The organism is Thalassobacter stenotrophicus (assembly GCF_001458315.1).
Lineage (GTDB): Bacteria > Pseudomonadota > Alphaproteobacteria > Rhodobacterales > Rhodobacteraceae > Thalassobacter > Thalassobacter stenotrophicus.
Genome location: NZ_CYRX01000032.1, coordinates 36,770 through 58,237 on the forward strand (window position 1 = coordinate 36,770; position 21,468 = coordinate 58,237).

The following is a 21,468-nucleotide window of genomic DNA, read 5'->3' on the forward strand; positions in this document are numbered from 1 at the left end:
TCAGAATGTCCCACCGTCAAGGGTGATCCCGTTGATCGACCCACCGGTGATCGCGACATTGCTGGAGGCTTGCGTGGCCATGGACCCCAGTCCGAGGTTCGACCGCGATGTTGTCTTGTTCGGTAGGTCTGAGAGGTTCGAGGCTGCCGATAGCTTGCCCGCCAGCGCGTTCGTGACCGTGGTCGCAAAGTTGGGATCATCGCCCAGCGCGGCCGCCAATTCGTTCAGCGTGTCCATCGCTCCGGGCGCGGCATCAATAAGCGCACCGATGGCGGCAGCCACAAAGGCTGTTGTCGCAATCTGCGTTGTGTTCGTACCGGCCGTTGCCGTGGGGGCCGTCGGCGAACCTGTAAGGGCAGGTGATGCGTGAGCGGCCTTTGCATCCAGCGCCGTCTGGAGTCCCGTGACTTGCGCGATCGAATGGCTGTGGCTGGAGGGCGTGAAGCTTGTGGGCTTGCCCGTGATCCCAGACCAAGGAACGGCATCTGCAATTTCCGCGGCATCCACCTTGCCATCATTGTCCGTGTCATAGGTGGATTTTGCCATGTCGCCGGCGCCAAAGCCGGCAATGGCGTCATTGACGAAGGCCGTCGTTGCAATCTGCGTCGAGTTCGTGCCCGCGACCGCCGTCGGCGCCGTGGGTGATCCCGTGAAGGTGGGTGACGCCAAGGGCGCTTTCGCCGATAGCAGACTGTCTACCTGCGACTTGCGAACAAGGTCGGTCCCGCCGCTGGCATCTTGTCCAGATTTTGGCACGAGAGAGAAGGTTTTGGCCCCACCAACTGTCTGCGTGCCCACCAGCGCCAGAAAGCCACCACTCCCTGCTATGGGGACGATGGAGGTCGCATTGCCGTTGCCGTCATCGCCCTTTCCGACATAGACCGTATTGTCGACCTCGTTATGGGCAAGCTCGCCGGATTTTAGTGCAGCGGGCGCACCCGCCACGCCCGAGACACGGCGTTTGAGTTGGATGGTATTGGCCATCAGAAGAAGCCTCCGTTGATGGGTGTATCAGTGGGCAGGATCGTGATGCCCGGATCACCTTGATCGCCCTTGTCGCCTTGTGGGCCTGTCGCGCCCTGCGGACCTGGCTGGCCGCCGAGGCGTATGCGGAAAGGCCCGGAGACAACGCGCACCTTGATCGGCGCTGTGATGGTGATCGGGCCCGTTTGCAGCGTTGTTGCGCTCATGGGCTTAGCCCTCGCGTCACCGGCATCATCACGGGGATTTCGAGAAGGAAGCCCAAGTGTAGGTCTGGCTCGAGATCGGTGCGCACCAAATCCAACACCACGCGCCCAGGTGGGAGCACCGCGGTTTGGGACGGTGTCAAAGACAGTTCCAGCACAGTCTCAGTGACGTGCTGTATCCCGCCATTGGCGCTGGACAGTTCTGCCAGCAGCGCTGGATCACTGGGTTTGATGCGCAGATGACCGGTATAGCTTGCACCGTCCGCAAAAACCGATGCCTCGGCCTCAATCTGCAGACGCCAAGCGTAGCCGATGAGAATGGCCGGGCCCTCGCTCAAAGTGGCCACCGTCATGGTTGCCACCCGCAGAGCCGCGCGCCGACTTCGTTATGGGCAACGATCTGGGCCAGAGTGCCGTCGCTCATCAGGTCCTGGCGCGAGGGGCGAATAGGCTCGGCCCAATCGCAATCGTCCCGCAAAACTCGCGGGTCAATCGCGCATCCAGCGGTCAGCCCGACGCTCAAGATCAGTACGATCAGTGTTTTGAAGGTCATGACGGATGTCCTTGGACTTTTGCAGCGCGCGGACACGGGCATCGGCGCGGCGGATGGCGAGGTCGGCCTCTGCGGCGTGCTTGCCCTGGCGGATCAGGAGCCAGATGGCGACGCCAACTGCCGCAACAATCGCGCCCCAATAGGCAAAGCGTCGACCAAGGCCGGAGAACAGCGTGGTCAGGATGGCAATCATGCGGGTGCCCCCGGTGAGAGGGCCAAACAGCGCGTATCGAGCAGCAGCACGGTTTGCCCGCGCGCATCGGCGCCGGCCCGCATGTGTTCATACGTACGGACAGCGGCATCTTCGCAGGCGATAAAGTCAGGAAAGCGAACTGGGCTGATCCCACTGCCGCAGTCAGGCAGGCTGTCGCCCGCGATGCAGGAGACAACGATCAAGACCCAGGTCATGGCGTTTTCCCCGTGCGATGGTCGTCGATCCGGGCCGCCTTGGCGCGTAGGGCATAGATCACCACGCCAATGAACACCGCCGCGCCGATCCATGGCAGGACATTGGAAAGCGCGTTCTCCAGCCCGATTAGCGTCAAGACGCGCCCGGCCATGTCTCGGACCTCTTCTGCCTCCATAAGCGCAGGGGCAATCTGACTGCCGATCGAGCCCGCTGCACCAATGACACCGAGACCGATCTGCGCATTGGAGGCTGTTACGATCCGGCTTTCCGCGGGCGCACCAGAAGCCCTATCGGGTGTGATCTCCCGAGGCGTGGCATCTTCCAGCGCTTCGGTCAGCGCAACGTCGATGATGGGCACGAGGGCCAGGTCGTTGTCCTGCCGAAAGGCCAGGATGGCAGCGCGGGTGCGCGGCCCGATCTTTCCATCGATCTGACCCACCTCGTGATAGCCGAGTTCCTTTAGACGTCCTTGCACCTCCTCGACGGACATCGTCACGCTTGGCGCGACATTGCCCGCGCGCCGTACCCCGAGGAGCTTTGAGACCGGGTAGCGCTTCACATTGACGGCGTCGTCCTGGTTGCCGCCAAGGCCCCAAACCCAAGCGCCCTCGATCCGGTCGATAAAGAACACATGGCCCTGCCAGCTGGAGGAGCCGCGCGGGATCACACCGATGTCGCCCTGCTGGGCGTCTGCCACCTCGATCGGGATGCCCCAGTCGAGATAGGAGCGCGCCGTCAGCTTGCGGGTGGATTTGATCCCGGCCTTCTCGAGGCAATGTCCGACGAAGGCCGCGCACCAGGCCACAGAGTCGTGTTCGACCCAGTCGTGCCCCACCGAGGCATACATCTCCATGATGACGGGATTGTCGGCGGGCCCCGGCCCCTCGGTTGTGCCGATGTAGCTGCGGGCGATGTCGAATGGTGTCATGGTTCTCTCCCATGCAATGCAAAACGCCGCCCCAGACGGGGCGGCGCGTAGGATTTCCGTAAGTGGTGGGCGGGTTATTTCTTGCGGCAGAGCCAGGCCGCCAGCAGAGCTTCCGCCCCACGCGGGCCCAGATAAGCGAGAGTTGCCACGAACCCGGTCGAGACCGGCTGTGATAGGCCGATGTAACGCGCCGCCGCCTCCCCGATCAGCGCCATGCCGACGGCGACGGGGATTTCCCAGAGGAGTTCCTTGCCGAAGAAGCGGCGGTTGCCGAGCTTTACCTCCCCCGAATGCCACATCAGCCGTCCGGTGAAGGCACCAATCAGCGTGGTAACCGCCCCGCCGAAGAACGAGTTGATCATGTCGATGAACCCACCGTCATTCATGGGCGTGCCTCCTCAAGCGCCGCCACACGGGCGGCCAGTTCCTTGACGGCCTCGATCAAAAGGCCGGTGATATTGCCGTAGGCGACGGAGAGCTGGCCCGCCTCGTTGTCTCTGACGACTTCGGGCAGCACGGTCTCGACCTCCTGAGCGATGACGCCGATCTGGCGGCTTCCATCCATGGTGAAGCGCACCCCGCGCATGGCGGAGACCAGAGCCAGCGCATCGGCGATGGTCTCGATCTCGGACTTCAACCGCGCATCTGACGAGGAGACAAAGTTCGGGGCCGTGACGACGCCGGTGAAGGTTGCTCCGGACAGTGCCGCTTTTGCCGCGATCGCCGCGTCATAATCGGCTGCGGATTTCGTGGCCATTGTGCCGAGCCCAAGGTTGGTGCGAGCTACGGCCGTGTTCGCGAGCCCCGCCAGATTGCCTGCCGCATCCAGCAACGCATCCCAGCCCGTGTTCGTGGCGTTCCGGCGGCGCAGAACCGGCGGAGAGACCGAGGTGTCGACCCAGAGCATACCTGCCGTCGTCGCTGTTGGCGCCGAGGCCCCTGCGCTCGTCGATTGCAGGGCGGCGATCACCTCGTTGATCCGCGCCCGAACGGCTGCGCCCGCGTCGTTCGCGATCACAAAGCTGGATGTCTGGGGCATTTCAGCGTTTTCCGTTCTCAATCAAAAAGGCGTGCAGGCATTCGCGCTCAAAGCGCAGCCGAGAGGCAGCGAATGCGTGTGCCTGAGGGGCGCAAAGCGCGTTCACGCGACCTCATCGGCATAGAGCCGTAATTGGCTGACGATGGGCGTGTAGGACGCGTCCTTCGTCGTGAGATGCGCCCGCGCTTCCACCGCGCGGGCCTCGATTTCGTGGTTGTCTAGGCGACCCCAAGGACCCCAAACGGGGGCACCCGCTGGATCGTCATCGGTCTCGCGGATCTCGAATAGCACGTCGATCTCTGCCCCAGCCGATCCGTCAAAGTCGGCCCATGTGTCCATGAGTGCCGTTCGCGCATCGATCCGGTCATTGAGCGCGAGCGCCGCCACGCCGATTTCGGATCGGAGGCGGACACGTTTCACCGCGCCGAGATCGAGCCCGGCGGCAAAGCCGTATTGCCCCTCCATCGTGCTGACCTGCGTCACGCCATTTGCCGTCGCTGTAGCGAGCGTCAGGGTCGAACCCGTAACCTGTAGCCCAGATTTTGGACCGACAAAGCCGGGATCGGCCTGCAGGAAGTCTAAGGTCGAGAAGGCCAGCACCTGCGCGCCCTTGGTCGAGACGCGTGTTTCGGGGCCAGCGCGCCCGCCGCTGTCTTCAGCCCGCACCAGATACGTGCCGGGTTTCAGCGGTACGACGGCGATGGCCTCGCCGCCCGAGACCCGGTCCATCGAATAGCTGTCGGCCCAGGTTGCCGTCGCTTCCTTTGAGTGCCGGATCACGATGTTGCCGCCCACGCGGACGTCGGGATCGGCCGAACGCGTCCACTTCAGGATCGCAAGGCCACCTGCCGTTTGCAGGGTCACATTCTCGAGTTGGGCCGGAGGGGCGGTGAGCCCGAGGATTTCGGCTTGTGTTTCCTGCCAGGGCGAGGAGACGCCCAGAACCGAGATCGCTTTTACCCGGAAAGCCCAAGCCCCCGGTGCGATGTCGCGAATTTCAAGCGCAGTTCCGTCGGTGCGGCCATAGTCGATCCAGTCGGCCCCGCCAGAAAGTTTGCCCTGCAGCTGATAGGCCGCGACAAACCCAGACGGTGCTGCCTCCCACGCAATGCGTGCCAGAACCTTCAGCCCGCCGCCGTCTCGAGTGACATAGAGGTCCTCGGTGACCTGCGGCGCGCCGGGGGCCGGGATGTCATACGCATTGGGCAGCGCCGTGCGCGGGGCGGCGGCGTAGATCTGCTGCTCGGATGCCGACCAGTCATAGACCAAGGGCGAGGTCTCGCGCAGGACCAGCTCTGGGAGGAGCAGCGCGCCATCGCCCGATGCCGTCAAATCGAGGCTCACCCCATGCACCTCGAAGGGTTTGGCGGCAAAGCCCCAGCGGGCATAGGAGAGCGTCACCACATCGCCCACTGTGGCTGCCCAGGCTGAGAGCTTGCCCGACAGCCGCACCGTCATCTGCCGACGCGCGCGTTCGAGCTCAATCTTGGCCAGCCGCTGCGCCATAGACGCCGAGATCGTGAACGGCAGCGAGATGTCGCGCCATTTCTGTTCGCCCCCATCCTCGGCGAGGTAGACATCCGAGGCATAGGCCGGGAAGTCGTCAGGCTGCCAGTCGTTTTCGGGACTGACGAACTGCCCGCGCACGCCGTTGAAGTTGGACGACATCGTCACACGCGTCGCAAGGGTGAGCCCGCCCTCGCGGACATGGTCGGAGGTGAGCGCCACATCAGGCGCGCGCCACGCGCCCGCGTGGATACGCCAGGATCCACCCGAGAAAGCGCAGCGACCGGCGAAGGACGACAGCATCCCCTCGATGATGGTCTTCGGGACCTCGGAGAGGGTGATCACGCCGTTGCAGGCATAGCGCGGCTCAGACCCACCACCGGCCAGCGGGACGGTCTCATCGCAGATGTTCGCGGCCTCGACCAAGGACATCTCGTCAATCCCGTCGGGCTGGCCGATGCGCGCGCCAATGCCCCAAGTCGGATTGGCCATGTAATCTGCTAGGCAGAGGGCGGGGTTTTCTGAGTAACCTGCCGTTTGTGTTCGAGGGTCCCAGATGTCGTCCTTACCCTCGAGATCGACCGTGATGTTCGGGATCCCGCCCGGGAAGGCGTCCTGGTCATAGGTGAGGCGCAACCGGATCGCGGCACAGCCGCGCAGCCGGTGGTTCTCGGTCCATTTGTCCGGCAACGCTGCCTTGAGGCCCGCGAATGCGGTCTGATTGGCGGCGCCCAGTTTCTTCTCGACGACAACCTTTCCGGCCCAGCGGCCCTGCGCGGTCCCGGCGGCATTTATCGCCACTTCGCCTTCGAAATAGATGGCCCCAATCGATTTGACCCGATGCGTGGCCAGCACGATGACCAGATCGAGGAACTTATTGTCCGACCCCGAGGAGTGCAGGAAGACGATCACCCCACCTTTGCGGGTGCGGCCGTAGACGAGGTCGCGCGGCACCACCGGCTCGCGGATCGTGACCGTCCGCGGCTGCATCGTTGTCTGCGGTTTCGGCATCAATGCCTGCGCCGCGTAGGATAGAAGCAGCGTGCCGCCGATGCGCAGAAGGGCTGCGCCAATCCCGCCTGCAGCCAAAACGCCGCTGATCGCCCCCGCGATCGCGGTGACGGCTGTCACGATGAAGGGCATGAAACGGGTCCGGGTTCAGATGGGCCAGGCAAGCCGGCAGGAGGGCAGCGGTACGGTCACGAGGCCTTCAGGTGCCATGCCAACCGCTTGGGCCCCGGTACAGACGCCAAAGCCGAGGCCGGTATCGGCCAAAACGATATCGCCGCGCCCAGCCAAAAGAACGGCCGAGCGTGGCTCACCCAAAAGAGCTCGACCCATCTCCTCGAGCGAGGCCCAGCCCAAGCGGCGCATTACCCGCTCGCCGCCGAGCGCTGTGGTGTAGCGCCCGCGCCAGAGGGACGCGACATCCTCACCGCCGGTCAGGATCATGCGCGTCTCGAAGGCAAAGGTCGGGCAGTCATGCACGCCCCAAACGAAAGGACGCGCGCGGGCGGTATCGATCGCTGCTGCAAGCAGGCGTTCCCAGTGGTGAACGCGGGGGAGCATCATCCGCGCCCCCAGGTAATTTCGCGATCCTGGATCGCGGTGACGTATTCGAACCCGAGATCGCCCGGGAACAGCACCTGCTGGCTTTCATGGGTGTAGCGCCAGGTCCGCGCCACGGTGAGATCGATCAGACGGCTTTCATAGCTAATGGTGATCGTACAGGTATCGGCATCGTCCTTGATTTCTGGCACATCGAGCCGGCCCGAGAAGGCCTGAACCGGATCGGCGATGATGCTGCCATCCTCGGCCAGAAGCCCCAGCCAGATCCTGCCCGGCAGGCCCTGACGCGCTTCATCGATCGCCATCTGCACGAGATCCAGTGGCACGCCGGAAAGCGAGACGGCCGTGCCGCCGGCCACGACCTCTCCGGTTTCGTCGATGGCCCCGAGCCCGAGCAAAGACCCAGCCCCCGCCCAAGCCTGGCCGTTCCAACTGACCTCTCCCAATCCCGACCAGATCCGGACCCAGCCCGTGGCGAACTGACCCTCGAAGAAGATGACGGGCCTGAGGCTTTGATCGGCCAATGCCGTGGCGAAGGCGACGGTGAGATCGCGGCTCATCAGAGCGCCTCCCGTGCCGAGATCGTGAAGCGATGCTGATCCGCTCGGCCGATGACCGAGGGGACGGGTGCCGTCAGCCGCAACAGAACCGACGGGGCATCGAGGCCGAGCAGCGTGCCGACCGGCACGGAAGCCCGAAGCGGCGGCACGAGGGTGAGCGTCGCCTCGCTGCCCACGGGCACCACATCCGCCGTTAGCTGATAAAGCCGTGTGGTGGCATCTCCGCCCAACTGGAAGAAATCCCCCGCGCGAAGGCCAAGTCCCCAACCAGCCGTGCGCAGGGTGGAGGCTCCCGCAGCTTGCGCCTCGGTCACGTAAGGATTGCCCGCCGCCACCGGCACCTCGATCGAGGGATCGGGGAAGAGGAACCGGCCGCGCAATCCACCAAGGGCGGTGAAGAAGGCAGAAAGCCGACGGGCCTTAGCCCCTTGGGTCACCGCCATCTCGATCTGGTATTCCCACCACGACGCACCCCAGTCCTGGATCTGGGATGTGCCGGTGAACGGCGAGCGCGCCTCGGCCACAGATGTCACCAAGCGCCGCTCGAGCGAGGACACGAGCGTCAGGGGCAAGACAGGAATGGCCATCTCAGATCACCTGACCCCGCCGCCGCCCATCGGCCACGCTTTCTTTCGCTATGCGGGCGATCTCCGGGATCGCAGCGCGAAGGCGCGCGTCGATCTGCTCGGCCACACCCATCTGCGCCCCGCGCGCGTCGATGTTCACGGTCACGCCTGTGTCAGCACTGACTCGGCCGTAGCTCGCCGCCTCGCGGCGGTTCAGCACCCGTTCCCCACGCTGCAGGATCGTCGGGACTTCGTCGGGGCGGAGACCTGCCCAACCGCCGGAGTGCATCCGCGGCGCAGCAGCGAAGGCCAATGCTGGCACCGAGCGGCTATGTCCGGACAGTCCGACAATACCACCCGCATGCGAGACGGCCGCCGCAACGGACCCGCCGCCAAAGATGCCGGAGAGCGCCGAGGCGATGGGCCCCAGCACCGCACGCTTGAAGGACAGAACTGCAAGGTCCGCCAGGATCGAGCGAACGAGGCCCTTGAAGTCGAACTTGCCGGTCTCGACGAAGCTTCGGAACGCGCTTTCCGCGCCACTGAAAGCGCCGGTCAGGGTTTCACCGAGGCCTTTGCCCCAGTTCAGCGCATCTGCGGCATAGGCTTGAAGGGACTCCGAGACTGCACGCCAACCGGTGGCGATCCGATCCCCGGCGCTGCCCGCAGCCCCTCCCGCGCGCCCCATGGCATCCGACAGCCGATCTGCTGAGACAGTCGCCTCATCCAGCGCCGCCGCGCCTTCTTCGCCGGTGCCCGCAACGGCGTCACGAAGCGCGCCCCAGGATGTGAGCGGGGCTGTCGCGCCATTGGCGAGATCGGTTGCCGCCTGACGGTAGGTGTTCGCAGTGGCCAGCGCCTCGGCGGCAATCCCATCAAGACCAAGGTCAGGGGCCGTGAGCGGGTTGTCCTCGAAGGCTCGGCGAAATGCCTCTGCCGCAGCCGTTCCGGCATCTGCGGAGGCGCCTGCGAAGGGGTTGGGGATGTCACCGAGATTGATTTCACCGATCTGACCAAAGGTGGTCTCGATGCCCACTGCGGCAAGCGCATCGCGGATGCGTCCCGTAAAGGCATCGATCCGGGCGATGGCGCCGTTCAGCATAGCCTCGATCCCATCGAGCATGCGGTTGGCGGCCGAGAAGACGAGATCCCCGATCACGTCTGGCAGACGCGACCAGATCTCGCGGACAGCCAGTAGGGCACCCTCGAAGGCGTTGGCTGTGGTGTTGCCAAAAGCCACGACACTCTCGATGGCCCCAGCCATGCCGGAAGCGGCATCGGCCTTCAGATCGTAGAACATGGCGGTGGCCGCAGCCCCAGCGCTTGATGCCCCCATCTTGATCCGGTCCCAGACCTCGACCGCGACGTCTTTCAAGAGGCCCATGGCCTCGCCGAAGCCGCCCGCGCCGGAGGCCAACCGCGTGAACCAATAAACCAGCTCGCCCGCCCCGACGATGAGAGCACCGATGCCGGTGCGAATGAGCGCCCCGCGAAGGATGACGAGCGTCATTGCCAATCCCCGCACCGACAGTGCGGCCACCGCCATGGCGGCCACCCAGCGGCCTGCGAGGAAGGTGGCAAAGGTCCCGGCGTAGATCGCGAACCGATCAAGGTTGCTCAGCACCGCGTCAAAAGCCCGGCTGATCGGGCTGGTGCTGGACGCAAGGGCGACAAACGCATTGGCCACTGCCTCCAGCGACGGGGCGAGCGCCACGGCAATCCGGTTGCGAACGCCGGTGAAGACCTGGCCGATGCTGACCAGCGCGAGCTCCGAGCGGCGCATGGCAGCGATGGCATCCGCGTCCAGCACTGCGCCAAGCGCCTGTGCCTGTGCCCCGAGCCGGGTCATCTCTGCCCCGCCGTTTTGCAGCAGCGGGATCAGCCGGGTCGCATCCGAGGCCATCGCCTCGAGATAAAAGGTCATCTCCTGTTGGCTGACGCCCGCGCGTTCGAGGCTGTCGATATAGAGCTGCAGCGCCTCTGGCCCCGAGAGCCGTGCGAACTGGTCGGCCGTCACCCCCACCCGAGGCGCGATGTTCTCGAAGAAATCTGCCATCGGGCCGCCGCCCGTCTGCAGGAAATCACCCACCCGGTCATTCACGTCCTTCAGGATATCCGCGAGCTTCTCCTGTTCGATCCCCACCGTAGCCGAGGCCGCCGACCAGCGCTGGAACACCTCGGGGTTGGCATTGGCAACCTGGGAGAGCTGGCCGATCTCGTTGGCGGCCGCAACGGTCGAGCGGGTCATCGACACGACGGCAGCAGCGAGCGCCGTGGCAGCAGCAGTCGCAGCGATCCGGGCCCGACGCGCGAAGGCCGCCATGCGCGCATTGGCCTGGTCCATCTCGTGCGAGAGACGCCCCATGCCGCGCGCCCCCGCCTCGCCGACACCTTCCAGCTCGGCACGCACCTGGCGGCCGCCGGTCGCGGAGAGGCGGACGGAGACTTTTTTCTCAGCCATGTCGGTGTTCGATCTCTTCGTTTGTCTTGCGCACCATCACCGCCTCAATGGGTGGCAAGAGTTCCGCGATGATGAGGGGCGAGAGCCCGAGGGCTGCGCCGAGTTGCAGGGCTGCGCCCATGTCCCAGCCGAGGACAGCGCCGCCGCTCATGCCCCCCACGGCGCGCACCTGTCCGCCGAGGCGCTGGACCAGATCCCAGACCTGCCAGCCTTCCAGGGTGAGAGGTTTGTGCTGGGTCCGTGGGCATTCCGCGCACATAGAGGGGCACACCGCGCAATAGTCACCGCCCCCGCCGAACTCCCAGTCGGCGAGAGCGGTCAGGCGTTTTTTTCCGCATCCAGGATCAGCGCGCCCGCGATGTATTTCGTTTGAAACGCCTCGAAGATCGGCCAAAGCTCCAGCAGGGCATCGATGCCGTCATGTGAGATAGCCATTGGCTCGCCGTCCTCGTCTCCGACGCCCTCCCAATCCTTCACTACGATGCGCGCGACGGCCTTGGCGACGATGCGCGCGAGGTCGTCGTTGGAATCGCTGCTTTCAGCTCCAGCGGCAGCTGCGACAATCGCCGGATCGCTGCGTGCGGCGAGCATGATGGCTGTGGTCAGCGGCTCCACCAGCAGCCGCACGCCATGGCCGAGGTCGAGCCAGCGGGGTTCATTCGAAAGGTTCAAGCGCAGCATGGTCAGTAAACCTCGCGGTCGTTGGTCAGGGTAACGGTGCACATACGACCCACCACTGCATCGCTGGCCGCCTGCCAATCAAAGGTGGCCTGTACACCTTGCGGGCCCGAGATCTCGATCCGCGGGCGTGGAAGGTAAACAGCGTGGGCCGTAACGGTCAGGCTCTCGCCCGTTGGCAGCGTGTAGGAGAACTCCAACTCACAGGCCTCGCCGTTGATCGCCTGGGTCACGAGCGTCTGGTCCGCAAATCGGACAACGACATTGCCGGTCAGCGCCGCGATGGACGGATCAGCACCGTCGATTTTTCCATCGGAACGGATCGTCTCGATGCGATCGAGGTTGTTGGCATAGGTCAGGTCGGTGGAGACAACGTTGCCGATATTTGCCCCGTTCCGTGTGATCGAGCCGTTGAAGTGGCCGAAACGTTTCAGCGCGATATTGGCGGGCGTTCCCGCCGCCGTAGTCGTGGCGATGGCCTCGCCCTGTGCCACGATGCTGGCCGTTGAAGTCAGCAGCCCGGAACGCGCCATCTGCCAGTTTAGGCTATCCACCATGCAGCCGGAATACATGGCAAAGCGCGGTACCTCGGGCATGCCGGTCTCGACCGAGAATGATGGAAGCGCCCAACTGCCGGAACGGAACTCGTGGGTATAGGGGGCGTCGGCGCCTATGGTAGTGGGTGCCCCAAATGCTGCCTTCAACCAGAAGCCGAAGGCCTCGGCGTCAATCGGGATGACCACATCGCCATCGGCCGTCACCGCATCCTTGATTGGGGCCTGCGGATCGCGTCCGTAGCCCAGCAGTTCCGATGTCTGCAGCGGTTGCTCAGCCCCCAGCGTCGTGCTGGCAAATGGCATCTTGGTGTAGCCGCTCGCGGGCGGCGTTCCATAGGTCGTTTCGAACGCCAGCGCCATCTGCGCCCGCGCCCCTTGGGCTCGTGCCATGGTGTTTCTCCTCGAATTGGTCTGCTCAGCCCAGCGCGTCACTGGTCGCGTAGTGAAGGGTGATCGGAATGATCCCGGCTTTCAGAGAGGCGGCCCCCTCCACCGGAAGATCGACAGGTTCAGCAGCCTCCGGCTCGACCCAGTCGCACAACCCCCTCAATGTCCGATCGGCGGTGATCACCGCGCCGATCTGAGCGACAAGCGCGTCGAAAAGGGCGTCCCGATCCGTTGCTGATCGCACGATCATCTCGAGTTCGGCGCGATGCTGGAAATGATAGGTCAGCGGCGACAACGTCACGCCTGGCTCGCCCGGGGTGCCGTCGCGCAGGATCATGAGACCTGCAGGCGGGATGCGTTCCGGTAGAACTTCTCCGCGTAGAACCGGCACATGCGGGATCGTCCTGAGCAGGTCCGCCAGGGCGGTCAGGATGGTTTCGCGGGTGGTGGGCATTTACTTGTTTCCCAGCGCAGAATCCGGCATCTAGCCTGATAGCGGGCCTGTAGCTCAATTGGTTAGAGCAGAGCGCTCATAACGCTTTGGTTGCGGGTTCAAGTCCTGCCGGGCCTACCAAAGCCCCCTTGGCGGAATGGTAGACGCTGAAGACTTAAAATCTTTTGCCTTCGGGCGTGCCGGTTCGAGTCCGGCAGGGGGCACCAAAAGGAAGTGTGGCCGAGTGGTTTAAGGCTCTGGTCTTGAAAACCAGCGTAGGTGAGAGCCTACCGTGGGTTCGAATCCCACCGCTTCCGCCAGCCCTTTCATGACGCCCGTGCATCGAGCCAATTCGCCACGATCAGCCCCGGTATCGCCGCCTGTGCCCGCTCAGCATCCCGCGCCAGCGAAAGCCGTTTGGCGAGTTTCACCTGTGGTACCAGCAGGAAGATCGGCACAGTGCTCTGTCCACGCCCAGTCTTGGAGCGCGAGGCCACGCCCAGCCCGCGACTGTTCAGCCGCCCGTCGGCCACGAGCAAACTTGGTCCTCTCCGCCGATAGACAAAGCGCAGGGGCAGACCGCGCCGCCTTTCCCATTCGCCGGGCGTGAGCGCCTTGCCGCGGCTGCCCTTACCGGCCGCAGGCGTTGGGATGGCAAGCCAGAACCCATCTTTTGACCGGATCAATGGTCCGGTGTCATGCGCCCCGATGATCTGGGGTGCGTTTGACCAGACGAGCGCGGCCGCTTCCAGGCTTTCGCCCGCCGCAGGATAGGTTTTGGACCTGATCGTGTTGGCGAGCCGCTGACCGAGGCGCGCGCGCGTGATCTGGGCGCGCCAGTCGGATTTGAGACCAGCGCCTGCAACGCGCATGGCCGTGGTCACGGCCTTTTCGCCAGCGAGAATTTCGGCGCGCATCGCGTTGACAATGTCGCCGGTCACGGAGAGGTCGAGTTTCACGCGGCCGTTGCCTCGATTGTCCAGATCAAGCGCTCCCGATCACGGATCGGCTCGCCCTGTATTAGGAAGGTTTCGTCACCGATGAGGATCTGCTCATCGGGGCGAGGCGCGGGGAGCTCCGAGACGCGCACATCGAAGCGCATGGTCTCTGAGAGCAGACGCGCGGCCCCGAATGCGGTCACATCATCATTGCGCCGCATGATGATGCGGATGCGGGTGAACTGCCCTTCGCTGTCACGATGCCAGGCCTCGTGGGCGAGGTTCGGATCAGCGAAGAGCAGATCGAGGGCCAGGGCAAAGGCCGTCATGTCTCAGCGGCCTCAGTTAGAGCTGAAGATCCGGATGGCCAGCCGCGGGCGCTTGTTGACCGGCAGGATCGAGGCCTCGGTCATGAGATCGATCCAGCGCCCCTTGGTGTCCATCATCTGCCGCGCGTAAAGCGGCAGGCCGACGGTGTTGGCGGTCTCGAGCAGGTTGGCTGGCCCGCCATAGGTGGTGAAGGTGTCGAAGGTGCCAAGCGGGAAGGCGATGCCTTCGCCCGCGGGGATCAGGCGTTCCGAGGTGCCATTCGACAGGGTGACCGAGCCGTTGTATTCCTCGAAGAGGATGCCTGCGAACGGGAAGGCCCGGCGCATGTCTTCGCGCAGGGGCTGGCCGCCGGTCGCCGAGAAGAACTTGTAGGCTTCTTCGGTCTTGGGGTGGCTGATCAGCTTGTCGAAGAACTCCGAGCTCACAAGCGCATGCGCCGTGGTCATCGTCTCGCCGAGGAGGTTGTCCTCGATCCCGCGCAGGACCGTACGGACCTTGCCTTGCACATTGGTGCCGGCCGTGCCGAAGACGAAATCGACCGAGATCATCTCCAGCCCAAACTCGGTGAAGTAGTTGTAGAGGGTCGTGCCCGCACCATCCTTCACGATGCCGCGGAGCGCGTTCATCTCCATGTATTCGCGGGTCTGGGCATGCTTGCGGCGCATCAGCGTCAGCTTGCGGTTCATCACTTCGACCAGCGGATCAGCCGCGTCTGACAGGCCCAGCGCCGGCATGCCCTGGATATCGGCGGGCAGGATCACATCGTCATGTGGGATCCAAGGCAGGGCGAAGCTGCGCATCGAGCGCTGCTCGCGGGTGCCGACAGTGGCCGGCGCGCCCAGCGGGACCGAGGGCAGGAGGCTGAGGACACCTTCGCGCTGTTCGATGACAATGGAACGTTGCGTGACGCCTTCAAAGCGAAACAGGCCGATTTGGCCGAGGCGGGTGTAGAGGTTGGGCAGGATGTTGATGGCCTGCGTCATCTCGGCGAGCGAATAGCCGCCCGCATCAAACGGGTTGCGCGTGATGGTCATGAGGAACTCCGGGGAATAAGGGGTGACGCGCGAAAGCGCGACGGGAAGAACTGGCGATGCGCCTGATCAGGCAGCGTCGCGCGGGATGATGCCGAGCGCTGCCAGCTGGGCGTGCTTGGCCGCCGTCTTGGCCGCGTCATCGACACTGGCGTCGAACACGAGCGCGGCTTTCGAGACGATGGCTGGGCCGCGCAAGACGGCGATGCCGGCTACATCAGCCGCAGTTGCATCCACGTCGTAAAGCAGGACAGCGGCCGCGTTCTGAGCTCCGTCGGTGCCTGTGGCGGTGCTGAGTTTCATCTTGCCGCTCGCGGTGATGCGGCCCAGCACAGCGCCAACGGGGTAGCTGGTGCCGGCCAGCAGCGTGACGGTCTCTCGGGTGAAGTTGGGGTTCAGCTCGTATTTGAGGACATCGCCCATGGTGGGCGGTTGGGTCAGCATGGACATGGGCAATCTCCGAAGATGTGAGGGTCAAAAAGAAATCCCCCGCCGGGGAGGAGCGGCGGGGGATCAGGTGGGCGGCAGCTTTTGGGGAGAGCGGTTCAGCCCCTGCTGCCCGCCGAGGCAGCCTTCTTCGCGGCAGCCACAATCGGGCTTTCTGCGGATTTGGGGAGAACGGGTGAGGGTGGAGCGGCAACGATGTCGCGTGCATCTGCGGCTGCAGAGGCGCGCTGAAGGACCAGTTTGCGGAGGGCTTCCGGGGCCGTGCCCTCGCGCAGCGCCTTCGCGGCATCGATTGCGATGCCGAGGCGACCTGCTTGCGCCGCGATCTCGGCGATCTCCGCTGCCGCCTCGCGAAGCTGCGCCGACAGGTCCGCCAGATTGCTGGGTTGCGCAGCCGCCGGGGCGGGCAAAGGCGCGGCAGCTGCGACGGGCGCGGGGTCTTCTTCCTGCACGCTTTGTTCAGCTTCCTGCTCATCTTGTTCAGTCGCGCTCTCCAGCACGGTGTCCTCGGCATCTCTGATTTCCGTATTTGCCTCAGTGGCGTCAGTTGTGGCGCTCATGGCGGCCTCCTTTGCTCGGGGATGACTGGCGCGGGGCAGCCGCGCGGTAGGTGATGGGGCAGACAGGCTTTCGCGAAAGCGGGCAAAGCCACGGGTGAGGTCGATCACCTCATCGGCGAGGCCTGCGGCGATGGCATCCGTCCCGCGGAAGGTCGCAGCCTCGGTCGCCAGCGCTGCGTCCTGGCTCAGCCGCCCAGCGCGGCCCACGGCGACAGTCTCGGCGAAGAGGAACCGCAAAACATCGATCTCGCGCTGGATGTCATCGCGGACCGCTTCGGGCAGCGGCTCGTAGGGATTGCCATCGACCTTGTGCTGGCCTGAATGGATCAGCGTGACGCGAACGCCGTCCTGATCCAACTGGCTGCTAAGATCGGCATGCATCACCACCACGCCGATACTGCCAACGGCGCCGGTGCGCGGCAGCAGGATGCGGTCGGCCTGAGAGGCCAGCGCATAGCCTGCAGAGAAGGCATGTTCGGCGACGAAAGCCCAAACGGGCTTGTTACGGCGTAGGGCGCGGATCTGGTCAGCCAGGTCGAAGACGCCCGCCACCTCTCCGCCAAAGCTGTCGATCTCAAGCGCCACCGCGCGCACGGATGGATCGCGCGCCGCCGCATCGATCTGCGCGGCAATTCCCTCGTAACTGGTTTGGCCAGAGGACTGTCCGATCCAGCCACCGCGGTGGATAAGCACGCCGGAAATCTCGATCACCGCGATGCCGTCAACGACTGGATAGGGGGCATCGCCGTGATTGCGGAGACGCTCGCTAAGGTTTCCGGCGAGGATACTGGCGCGGGCGGGCAGGGGTGCCGCGCCTTCGTTCTCGTCATCCGGTCCTGGAAGTTCCACCCGGCGCCCGAGGATGCGTGGCCCGAGACCTGACAGAAACGCCATGGCCTTGGAGGGTTCCACCAGCAGCGGCGTATTGAAGGCGCGCGCGGCAATACGGGCATGGAGCATCAGGCTTGGTCCTCGTCAGGGCGTGGGCGGTCTTCCGCGTCATCGGTCTCATTGTTTGGCTCAGCCCCATCGCCCTCGGCCGGCAGGGCCTGTACGCCCTGCGCGGGCGAGCCCGGACGGCGGAAGTCGAGGCCCAGCGCTCGCTCGCGTTCCCGTTCAGCGGCGATTTCACGGTCGACTTGTTCGGCGTCATAGCCACGCTCGGCGATGGCCTGGGTGCGAGATTTCAGCCCTGCCTCGATCTGGGCGATCTCGGCATTGGCGTCTTTGAGCGGATCGACCCAGTCCCATTTCGTGGGGAGCCAATCGGCGGCCAGCATGCGCGGGCGCTCGGCCTCATAGCCTGGCAGGGCCAGCGCGCCTGATAGCACGGCTAGATCCAGCCAGCGCGCATAGACCGGCCGACAGAGCTGATAGACCATGACTGAATGCTGCCAGGCCGAGACACGACGGCGGAACTCGATTAGGGCAAGGCGCGAGTTCGAGAAGTTCCCCTTCACCATGTCATTGGCGAGGTAGGGGTAGGGGATCCCGAGCGCGGCCGAGATCTGCAGGAGCGTCCGGTATTGGAAGGGCTCATACGTCGCCCCGCTGTCAGCGGGCTGGCCGACAGTGACATCCTCGCCGGGATCGAGCCGCACAATCTGGCCCGGGCTGATCTCGACACCTGCGGGCATCTCCTCATCGTCCAAGGGGGCGAGCGGGTTCTCCGGGGCGGGCGAGGTCACGAACATCGCGTACATCGCGGCGACCTTTTTCCGGTCCAACTCCGCGTCGTCGTATTGATCCAAAAGGAACAACTTCACGATCGCCGGGGCCAATTTCGACACGCCACGCAGCTGACCACCCTCGACTGGGTCGATGACGTGGATCACCTCCGAGGCGGGCACGCGGACAATTTCTCCAGACATTACAGGATCGGTGCTGTCGCCCGGATGACGGCGGAAGAAGTGATAGGCGACGCGCCGTCCAATCCGGTCGAACTCAATCCCTTGGCGGATCGCGTTGCCGTTGCGCGCCACGCCGGTTTCATGGAGTGGCAGCATTTCCGAGGGCAGCATTTGCAGTTGGAGCGGAACCGTGAGGCCGTCCTCCACCCGCCGCGGCCGGATACGAACAAAGACCTCACCCGCCAGAAACACCTCGCGCGCCGCCCGGCGCTGTAGCCCGTAGAAATCCGTCAAGCCCTCGGCATCGGCCTCATCGGTCCAGGCGAGCCAAAGCCGCTGCAGCTCTTCCTTCCGCGCGGCATCGGCGAGTTTCGAGATCGGCTTGATCCCGTCGCCCACGGTATTCGCCGCCCAGCTTTCGACTGCATTCGCGGCATAGCCGTTGTTGCGCACGAGCCAGCGGGCGCGAGCGGTGATGTCAGGCCCCGAGGCGGCGATCAGCGCATTCACATGCGCGCGGGTCGCTTGGAACCCGCGCAGTCGCCGATGTTGCTGTCCAGCATCAAACCCGCCGATGAAGGCGCCGAGGCGCTGCCGCCAGTTCATCAGAGGTCTTTCACAGCAAAGGGGCGTAGCACACGCCCAGCGCCGCGCTCGAGTTTGGCGATGCGCCGTTCGACATCGCCTATGGCCGCGGCAAGCTCGGCGTCGGTCCCGTAGTTTACGGTCTTGCCGTCATAGCTGACCGACCGCGTGCCGCTGTAGCGCGCGGCCAAAAGCGCGCTGTGGCGGAGTTTTAGCTCGTCGAGGGTCATTCATCATTCCATGTATTTTGGCGTGCTGATCTTCCAGCCGCGCCGCCGGGGCGATGCGATCCGCCCCGCTTGCGGTTCGGTCGATTTATCGGGCTCGGCACCCTGCGCTGGGACAGCCGTCTCCACGCCGGCCTGTTTCTCCAACTGACGCCACATGCGTTCGTCGAAACGGTCGGCACCGAGGATCCACGCGGCCGCCCGGGCATAGACCCGTGTGTCCAGCGCCTCGTTGCGCTCACGCATCTTTTGCCATTCTTGGCGGGCGTAGCCGCGCCGGTTGCGGATTGTGACCAGCTGCTCTGCCACGAGCTGCTTGAGCCATTCGCTGTCTGCCCAGTCCGGCAGGTGGATCATACCCGCCGGATTGGTCATGCCCAGCGCACGATCTTCATCAGAGAGCCGCTCTAGCCGCAGATACCGATAGGTCTCTGCCTTGAAGGTGGCGGTGGCCACCGTCCATAGCCGCGCCCCACGCTTTAGTTTCCGACCATTGACGGTCGCATCGACAAAGGTTGGCCCCGACACGGGCGTCGCGCGGTTGAACCCCTCCAAACCTTTCACAGGTGCAACTTGCGCAATGCCTTGCGCACGTGCCCAGGCGTAGACGGCAGAGGTTTCATACCCAGTGTCGATTGCCAGCTTGGCCAGAGGCATTACCGCGCCGTTCTCATGCACCCAGGTTTGACCGAGCAGTTCTGTCAGTGCTTGCCAGCAGGCCGGATCACCAGGACCGCCTGGAATGACGATGTGATCGACGAGCCAGCTTTCGAGGCCACGGCCCCAAGCCCAGACATCGACCTCTATCCGGTCCTTCTGCACATCGGCTCCGGCGGTCAGGAACAACCCGCCCATGGGCACCTGCGCGGCGAATGCCTCACGGCGGTCCGCCAGCCGCTGCCATTCCGGCGCGTCCCCGCTTTCAACCCAGGTCTCGCCAAGGAGCGTGTTGCGCGCCGCACGCAGCATCTCGTCTGAACCCTGGGCCGCCAGCCAGTCGCGTGCGATCTGCTCCCAGCTTTTCCAGCCGATCGGCGAATAAAGCGCCGAGAGGTGAAACCCGATTGCGTTCGGGTCGGAACTGGTCGCCGTTGCCCGCCATTCGCCGCGCTCGAGCATCTGCGTCTTGTGGTGCTCGGCGATAGGGCGCTCGCACCCTTCGCAGGCATAGGCCGCTGTTTCCGGCCGGCCCTTGTCCCAGCGCAGCCGCTCGAACTGCAGCCATTGCATATGGCCGCAATGCGGACACGGCACGAAATACCGCCGCTGATCACTGGCCTCGAACTCGCGCTCGATGCGCGAGAGCCCCCGGATGGTCGGGGTCGAGACCATGAACACCTTACGCCGATGCGCAAAGGTCGTAGTCCGCGCCTCGGCGAGGCTCACAGGATCGCCTTCCTCGTCGGCGGAGGCCGGATAGGCATCGACCTCATCCAGAAACACATATCGGGCCGGCATGGACCGCAGGCCCGTCGCCGAATTAGCACCGGTCAGCACGAGAATGCCGCCTGGGAACTCCTTCGACAGCATCGAATTGCCCGCATCCCTAGACCGCGCCGGCTGGACGCGCTCCTTCAGCGCCGGGCTGTCTTCGATAAGCGGATCGATGCGGCCCCGTGAGGTGCGCTTGGCCATTTCCACTGTGGGCAGCACCGCCAGCATCGGGCCAGGCGCGTGATGGATCACAAAGCCGATCCAGTTGTTGCCAGCTTCCGTTGCGCCGACCTGGGCGGCCTTCATGAAGCTGATCCGCTGGGCTGGGTGGCCGGGGCTCAGCGCATCCATAATGGCGCGCAAATAGGGCGTGCGGGCTGTTCGGTATTGCCCTGGTTCAGCAGAGGCGCGCGAGGACAGCTTGCGATGCTTGTCGGCCCATTCGGAGACTGTGAGGTCAGGGTCAGGCCGCATGCCTCGACGCCAGGCACGCAGGATATCCTCGGCGCCGTCAAAGGCGAGATCGAGGCCCTCGGTCAGATCAGATGTGTTCTCCTCATCATTCAAGCGAGACCCTGAGGTCGGCCAGGGCATCGAGCTGCTCTCGGACATGGGTTTCCAACACCCTCTGCAAGATCGCAGTCTCGATCGTCACCGCCTTGCCGGATGCCTTCTCCATGTCTGCGGACAATTGTGCGGCCATGAGGGCCGCCACGCGTGTGGGCCAGGTGACCCAAAGATCCCGCTCCTGACGGGCCAGACGAAACACCAAGGTCTCGGCCCGCGCGCGATCCATTAGCACGCCCTTTTTCTTCTGGATCGAAAGCTGGCGCTCTTGCGCCTGATATACGGTCAGCGCCGTACGTGCTTTGATATAGGATGTGCTGTCACCGGGACCTGAGACTACAGGCCCTTCACCATTCGCGCCAAGCCCTCCCCGCGAGCGCATCTGTTGATCCGGATCGGTCGCTGAACCGCGCCGCACATCCGAGGCCGCGGCGTTGATCGAGCCATCGTCGAAGAGCACTAGGCGACCGGTCTTGCGGGCCTTCTGAACAGCCCCGCGGGAGATCCTGGCATGCTCGGCATAGGCGCGTTCTGACATACCTTCCATGGCGGTTGGATTGACCTCAAAACATTGAAAATAAACAGAAAAAACTGTATATTTGAGTTGATTACACTTCGGTGTCGAGCGATTCTCACATCAAGCAAATTGCCTGATTGGAGAAACAC

26 protein-coding genes and 3 tRNA genes are annotated in these 21,468 nt (G+C 64.4%); 3 read left to right on the forward strand and 26 right to left on the reverse strand.

The annotated features are described in order from the left end of the window. From THS5294_RS13640 to THS5294_RS13720, 17 genes are all read right to left on the reverse strand, one after another. Positions 1–984: a hypothetical protein gene (locus THS5294_RS13640; protein WP_048599762.1), complete on the reverse strand. Its 984-nt coding sequence runs from the start codon at positions 982–984 to the stop codon at positions 1–3. Next, positions 984–1,190: a hypothetical protein gene (locus THS5294_RS13645; RefSeq protein ID WP_048599763.1), complete on the reverse strand. Its 207-nt coding sequence runs from the start codon at positions 1,188–1,190 to the stop codon at positions 984–986. Before THS5294_RS13645 ends, THS5294_RS13640 begins: the two co-directional genes overlap by 1 nt. Further along, complete coding sequence (locus tag THS5294_RS13650) at positions 1,187–1,540, reverse strand: hypothetical protein (protein ID WP_048599764.1); 354 nt, start codon at positions 1,538–1,540, stop codon at positions 1,187–1,189. Before THS5294_RS13650 ends, THS5294_RS13645 begins: the two co-directional genes overlap by 4 nt. A 135-nt stretch (positions 1,541–1,675) precedes the next feature. After that, positions 1,676–1,933 (reverse strand): hypothetical protein, encoded by a 258-nt coding sequence (locus tag THS5294_RS13655; RefSeq protein ID WP_048599765.1) that lies wholly within the window; start codon positions 1,931–1,933, stop codon positions 1,676–1,678. Continuing rightward, positions 1,930–2,148, reverse strand: coding sequence for a hypothetical protein (locus THS5294_RS13660; RefSeq protein WP_048599766.1), 219 nt, complete (start codon positions 2,146–2,148; stop codon positions 1,930–1,932). Before THS5294_RS13660 ends, THS5294_RS13655 begins: the two co-directional genes overlap by 4 nt. Then, positions 2,145–3,077 carry a C40 family peptidase gene (locus THS5294_RS13665; RefSeq protein ID WP_048599767.1) on the reverse strand — a complete coding sequence of 311 codons (933 nt, stop codon included), beginning with the start codon at positions 3,075–3,077 and terminating at the stop codon, positions 2,145–2,147. The genes THS5294_RS13660 and THS5294_RS13665 overlap by 4 nt, the downstream gene beginning before the upstream one ends. A gap of 74 nt (positions 3,078–3,151) precedes the next feature. Beyond that, positions 3,152–3,463: a phage holin family protein gene (locus tag THS5294_RS13670; RefSeq protein ID WP_048599768.1), complete on the reverse strand. Its 312-nt coding sequence runs from the start codon at positions 3,461–3,463 to the stop codon at positions 3,152–3,154. Then, positions 3,460–4,116, reverse strand: a complete 657-nt coding sequence (locus THS5294_RS18095; protein ID WP_072936736.1) for a tail fiber domain-containing protein — start codon at positions 4,114–4,116, stop codon at positions 3,460–3,462. The genes THS5294_RS13670 and THS5294_RS18095 overlap by 4 nt, the downstream gene beginning before the upstream one ends. Before the next feature lie 102 nt (positions 4,117–4,218). Beyond that, the gene (locus THS5294_RS13680; RefSeq protein ID WP_048599769.1) at positions 4,219–6,765 is read right to left on the reverse strand and encodes a phage tail protein; all 2,547 of its coding nucleotides are present in this window, start codon (positions 6,763–6,765) and stop codon (positions 4,219–4,221) included. A gap of 15 nt (positions 6,766–6,780) precedes the next feature. After that, complete coding sequence (locus THS5294_RS13685; RefSeq protein WP_233486484.1) at positions 6,781–7,194, reverse strand: DUF6950 family protein; 414 nt, start codon at positions 7,192–7,194, stop codon at positions 6,781–6,783. Beyond that, a complete protein-coding gene (locus THS5294_RS13690; protein WP_048599770.1) occupies positions 7,191–7,751 on the reverse strand; it encodes a hypothetical protein in 561 nt (186 codons plus the stop codon). Before THS5294_RS13690 ends, THS5294_RS13685 begins: the two co-directional genes overlap by 4 nt. Then, a complete protein-coding gene (locus THS5294_RS13695; RefSeq protein WP_048599771.1) occupies positions 7,751–8,338 on the reverse strand; it encodes a hypothetical protein in 588 nt (195 codons plus the stop codon). Before THS5294_RS13695 ends, THS5294_RS13690 begins: the two co-directional genes overlap by 1 nt. A 1-nt stretch (position 8,339) precedes the next feature. Then, positions 8,340–10,778: a phage tail tape measure C-terminal domain-containing protein gene (locus THS5294_RS13700; RefSeq protein WP_048599772.1), complete on the reverse strand. Its 2,439-nt coding sequence runs from the start codon at positions 10,776–10,778 to the stop codon at positions 8,340–8,342. Next, positions 10,771–10,929, reverse strand: a complete 159-nt coding sequence (locus THS5294_RS18455; protein WP_170863235.1) for a DUF7697 family protein — start codon at positions 10,927–10,929, stop codon at positions 10,771–10,773. The genes THS5294_RS13700 and THS5294_RS18455 overlap by 8 nt, the downstream gene beginning before the upstream one ends. A gap of 167 nt (positions 10,930–11,096) precedes the next feature. Further along, complete coding sequence (locus THS5294_RS13710) at positions 11,097–11,459, reverse strand: phage-derived protein YdaY family protein (protein ID WP_048599774.1); 363 nt, start codon at positions 11,457–11,459, stop codon at positions 11,097–11,099. A 2-nt stretch (positions 11,460–11,461) separates the two neighbouring features. Beyond that, positions 11,462–12,403, reverse strand: coding sequence for a phage tail tube protein (locus THS5294_RS13715; protein WP_048599775.1), 942 nt, complete (start codon positions 12,401–12,403; stop codon positions 11,462–11,464). A gap of 25 nt (positions 12,404–12,428) precedes the next feature. Further along, positions 12,429–12,854, reverse strand: coding sequence for a hypothetical protein (locus THS5294_RS13720; protein WP_048599776.1), 426 nt, complete (start codon positions 12,852–12,854; stop codon positions 12,429–12,431). A 43-nt stretch (positions 12,855–12,897) separates the two neighbouring features. On the opposite strand from THS5294_RS13720, the gene THS5294_RS13725 reads away from it, so the two are divergent. The 3 genes from THS5294_RS13725 (at position 12,898) to THS5294_RS13735 (ending at position 13,153) form a co-directional block, all read left to right on the forward strand. Further along, positions 12,898–12,974: transfer RNA gene (locus tag THS5294_RS13725), tRNA-Ile, on the forward strand. Between the two features lie 2 nt (positions 12,975–12,976). After that, positions 12,977–13,060 (forward strand) — tRNA-Leu (locus THS5294_RS13730). Positions 13,061–13,063: 3 nt separating this feature from the next. Next, positions 13,064–13,153 (forward strand) — tRNA-Ser (locus THS5294_RS13735). A 6-nt stretch (positions 13,154–13,159) separates the two neighbouring features. Here the strand turns inward: THS5294_RS13735 and THS5294_RS13740 are convergent. The 9 genes from THS5294_RS13740 to THS5294_RS13780 all read right to left on the reverse strand — a co-directional run bounded on the left by THS5294_RS13740 (position 13,160) and on the right by THS5294_RS13780 (position 21,349). Further along, a complete protein-coding gene (locus tag THS5294_RS13740) occupies positions 13,160–13,792 on the reverse strand; it encodes a DUF6441 family protein (protein ID WP_048599777.1) in 633 nt (210 codons plus the stop codon). Continuing rightward, positions 13,789–14,100, reverse strand: coding sequence for a head-tail joining protein (locus tag THS5294_RS13745; protein ID WP_048599778.1), 312 nt, complete (start codon positions 14,098–14,100; stop codon positions 13,789–13,791). The genes THS5294_RS13740 and THS5294_RS13745 overlap by 4 nt, the downstream gene beginning before the upstream one ends. A 12-nt stretch (positions 14,101–14,112) precedes the next feature. Then, positions 14,113–15,135 carry a major capsid protein gene (locus tag THS5294_RS13750; RefSeq protein WP_048599779.1) on the reverse strand — a complete coding sequence of 341 codons (1,023 nt, stop codon included), beginning with the start codon at positions 15,133–15,135 and terminating at the stop codon, positions 14,113–14,115. A gap of 66 nt (positions 15,136–15,201) precedes the next feature. Further along, positions 15,202–15,582 (reverse strand): head decoration protein, encoded by a 381-nt coding sequence (locus tag THS5294_RS13755; RefSeq protein ID WP_048599780.1) that lies wholly within the window; start codon positions 15,580–15,582, stop codon positions 15,202–15,204. A gap of 95 nt (positions 15,583–15,677) precedes the next feature. Then, positions 15,678–17,099: a S49 family peptidase gene (locus THS5294_RS13760; RefSeq protein WP_048599781.1), complete on the reverse strand. Its 1,422-nt coding sequence runs from the start codon at positions 17,097–17,099 to the stop codon at positions 15,678–15,680. Then, on the reverse strand, positions 17,099–18,595 hold the full coding sequence (locus THS5294_RS13765) for a phage portal protein (RefSeq protein ID WP_048599782.1): 1,497 nt from the start codon (positions 18,593–18,595) through the stop codon (positions 17,099–17,101). The genes THS5294_RS13760 and THS5294_RS13765 overlap by 1 nt, the downstream gene beginning before the upstream one ends. Next, positions 18,595–18,804: a phage head-tail joining protein gene (locus tag THS5294_RS13770; RefSeq protein WP_048599783.1), complete on the reverse strand. Its 210-nt coding sequence runs from the start codon at positions 18,802–18,804 to the stop codon at positions 18,595–18,597. Before THS5294_RS13770 ends, THS5294_RS13765 begins: the two co-directional genes overlap by 1 nt. Before the next feature lie 3 nt (positions 18,805–18,807). Then, a complete protein-coding gene (locus THS5294_RS13775) occupies positions 18,808–20,829 on the reverse strand; it encodes a phage terminase large subunit family protein (RefSeq protein ID WP_370726550.1) in 2,022 nt (673 codons plus the stop codon). Further along, positions 20,795–21,349, reverse strand: coding sequence for a hypothetical protein (locus THS5294_RS13780; protein ID WP_048599785.1), 555 nt, complete (start codon positions 21,347–21,349; stop codon positions 20,795–20,797). Before THS5294_RS13780 ends, THS5294_RS13775 begins: the two co-directional genes overlap by 35 nt. Positions 21,350–21,468: the final 119 nt, after the last annotated feature.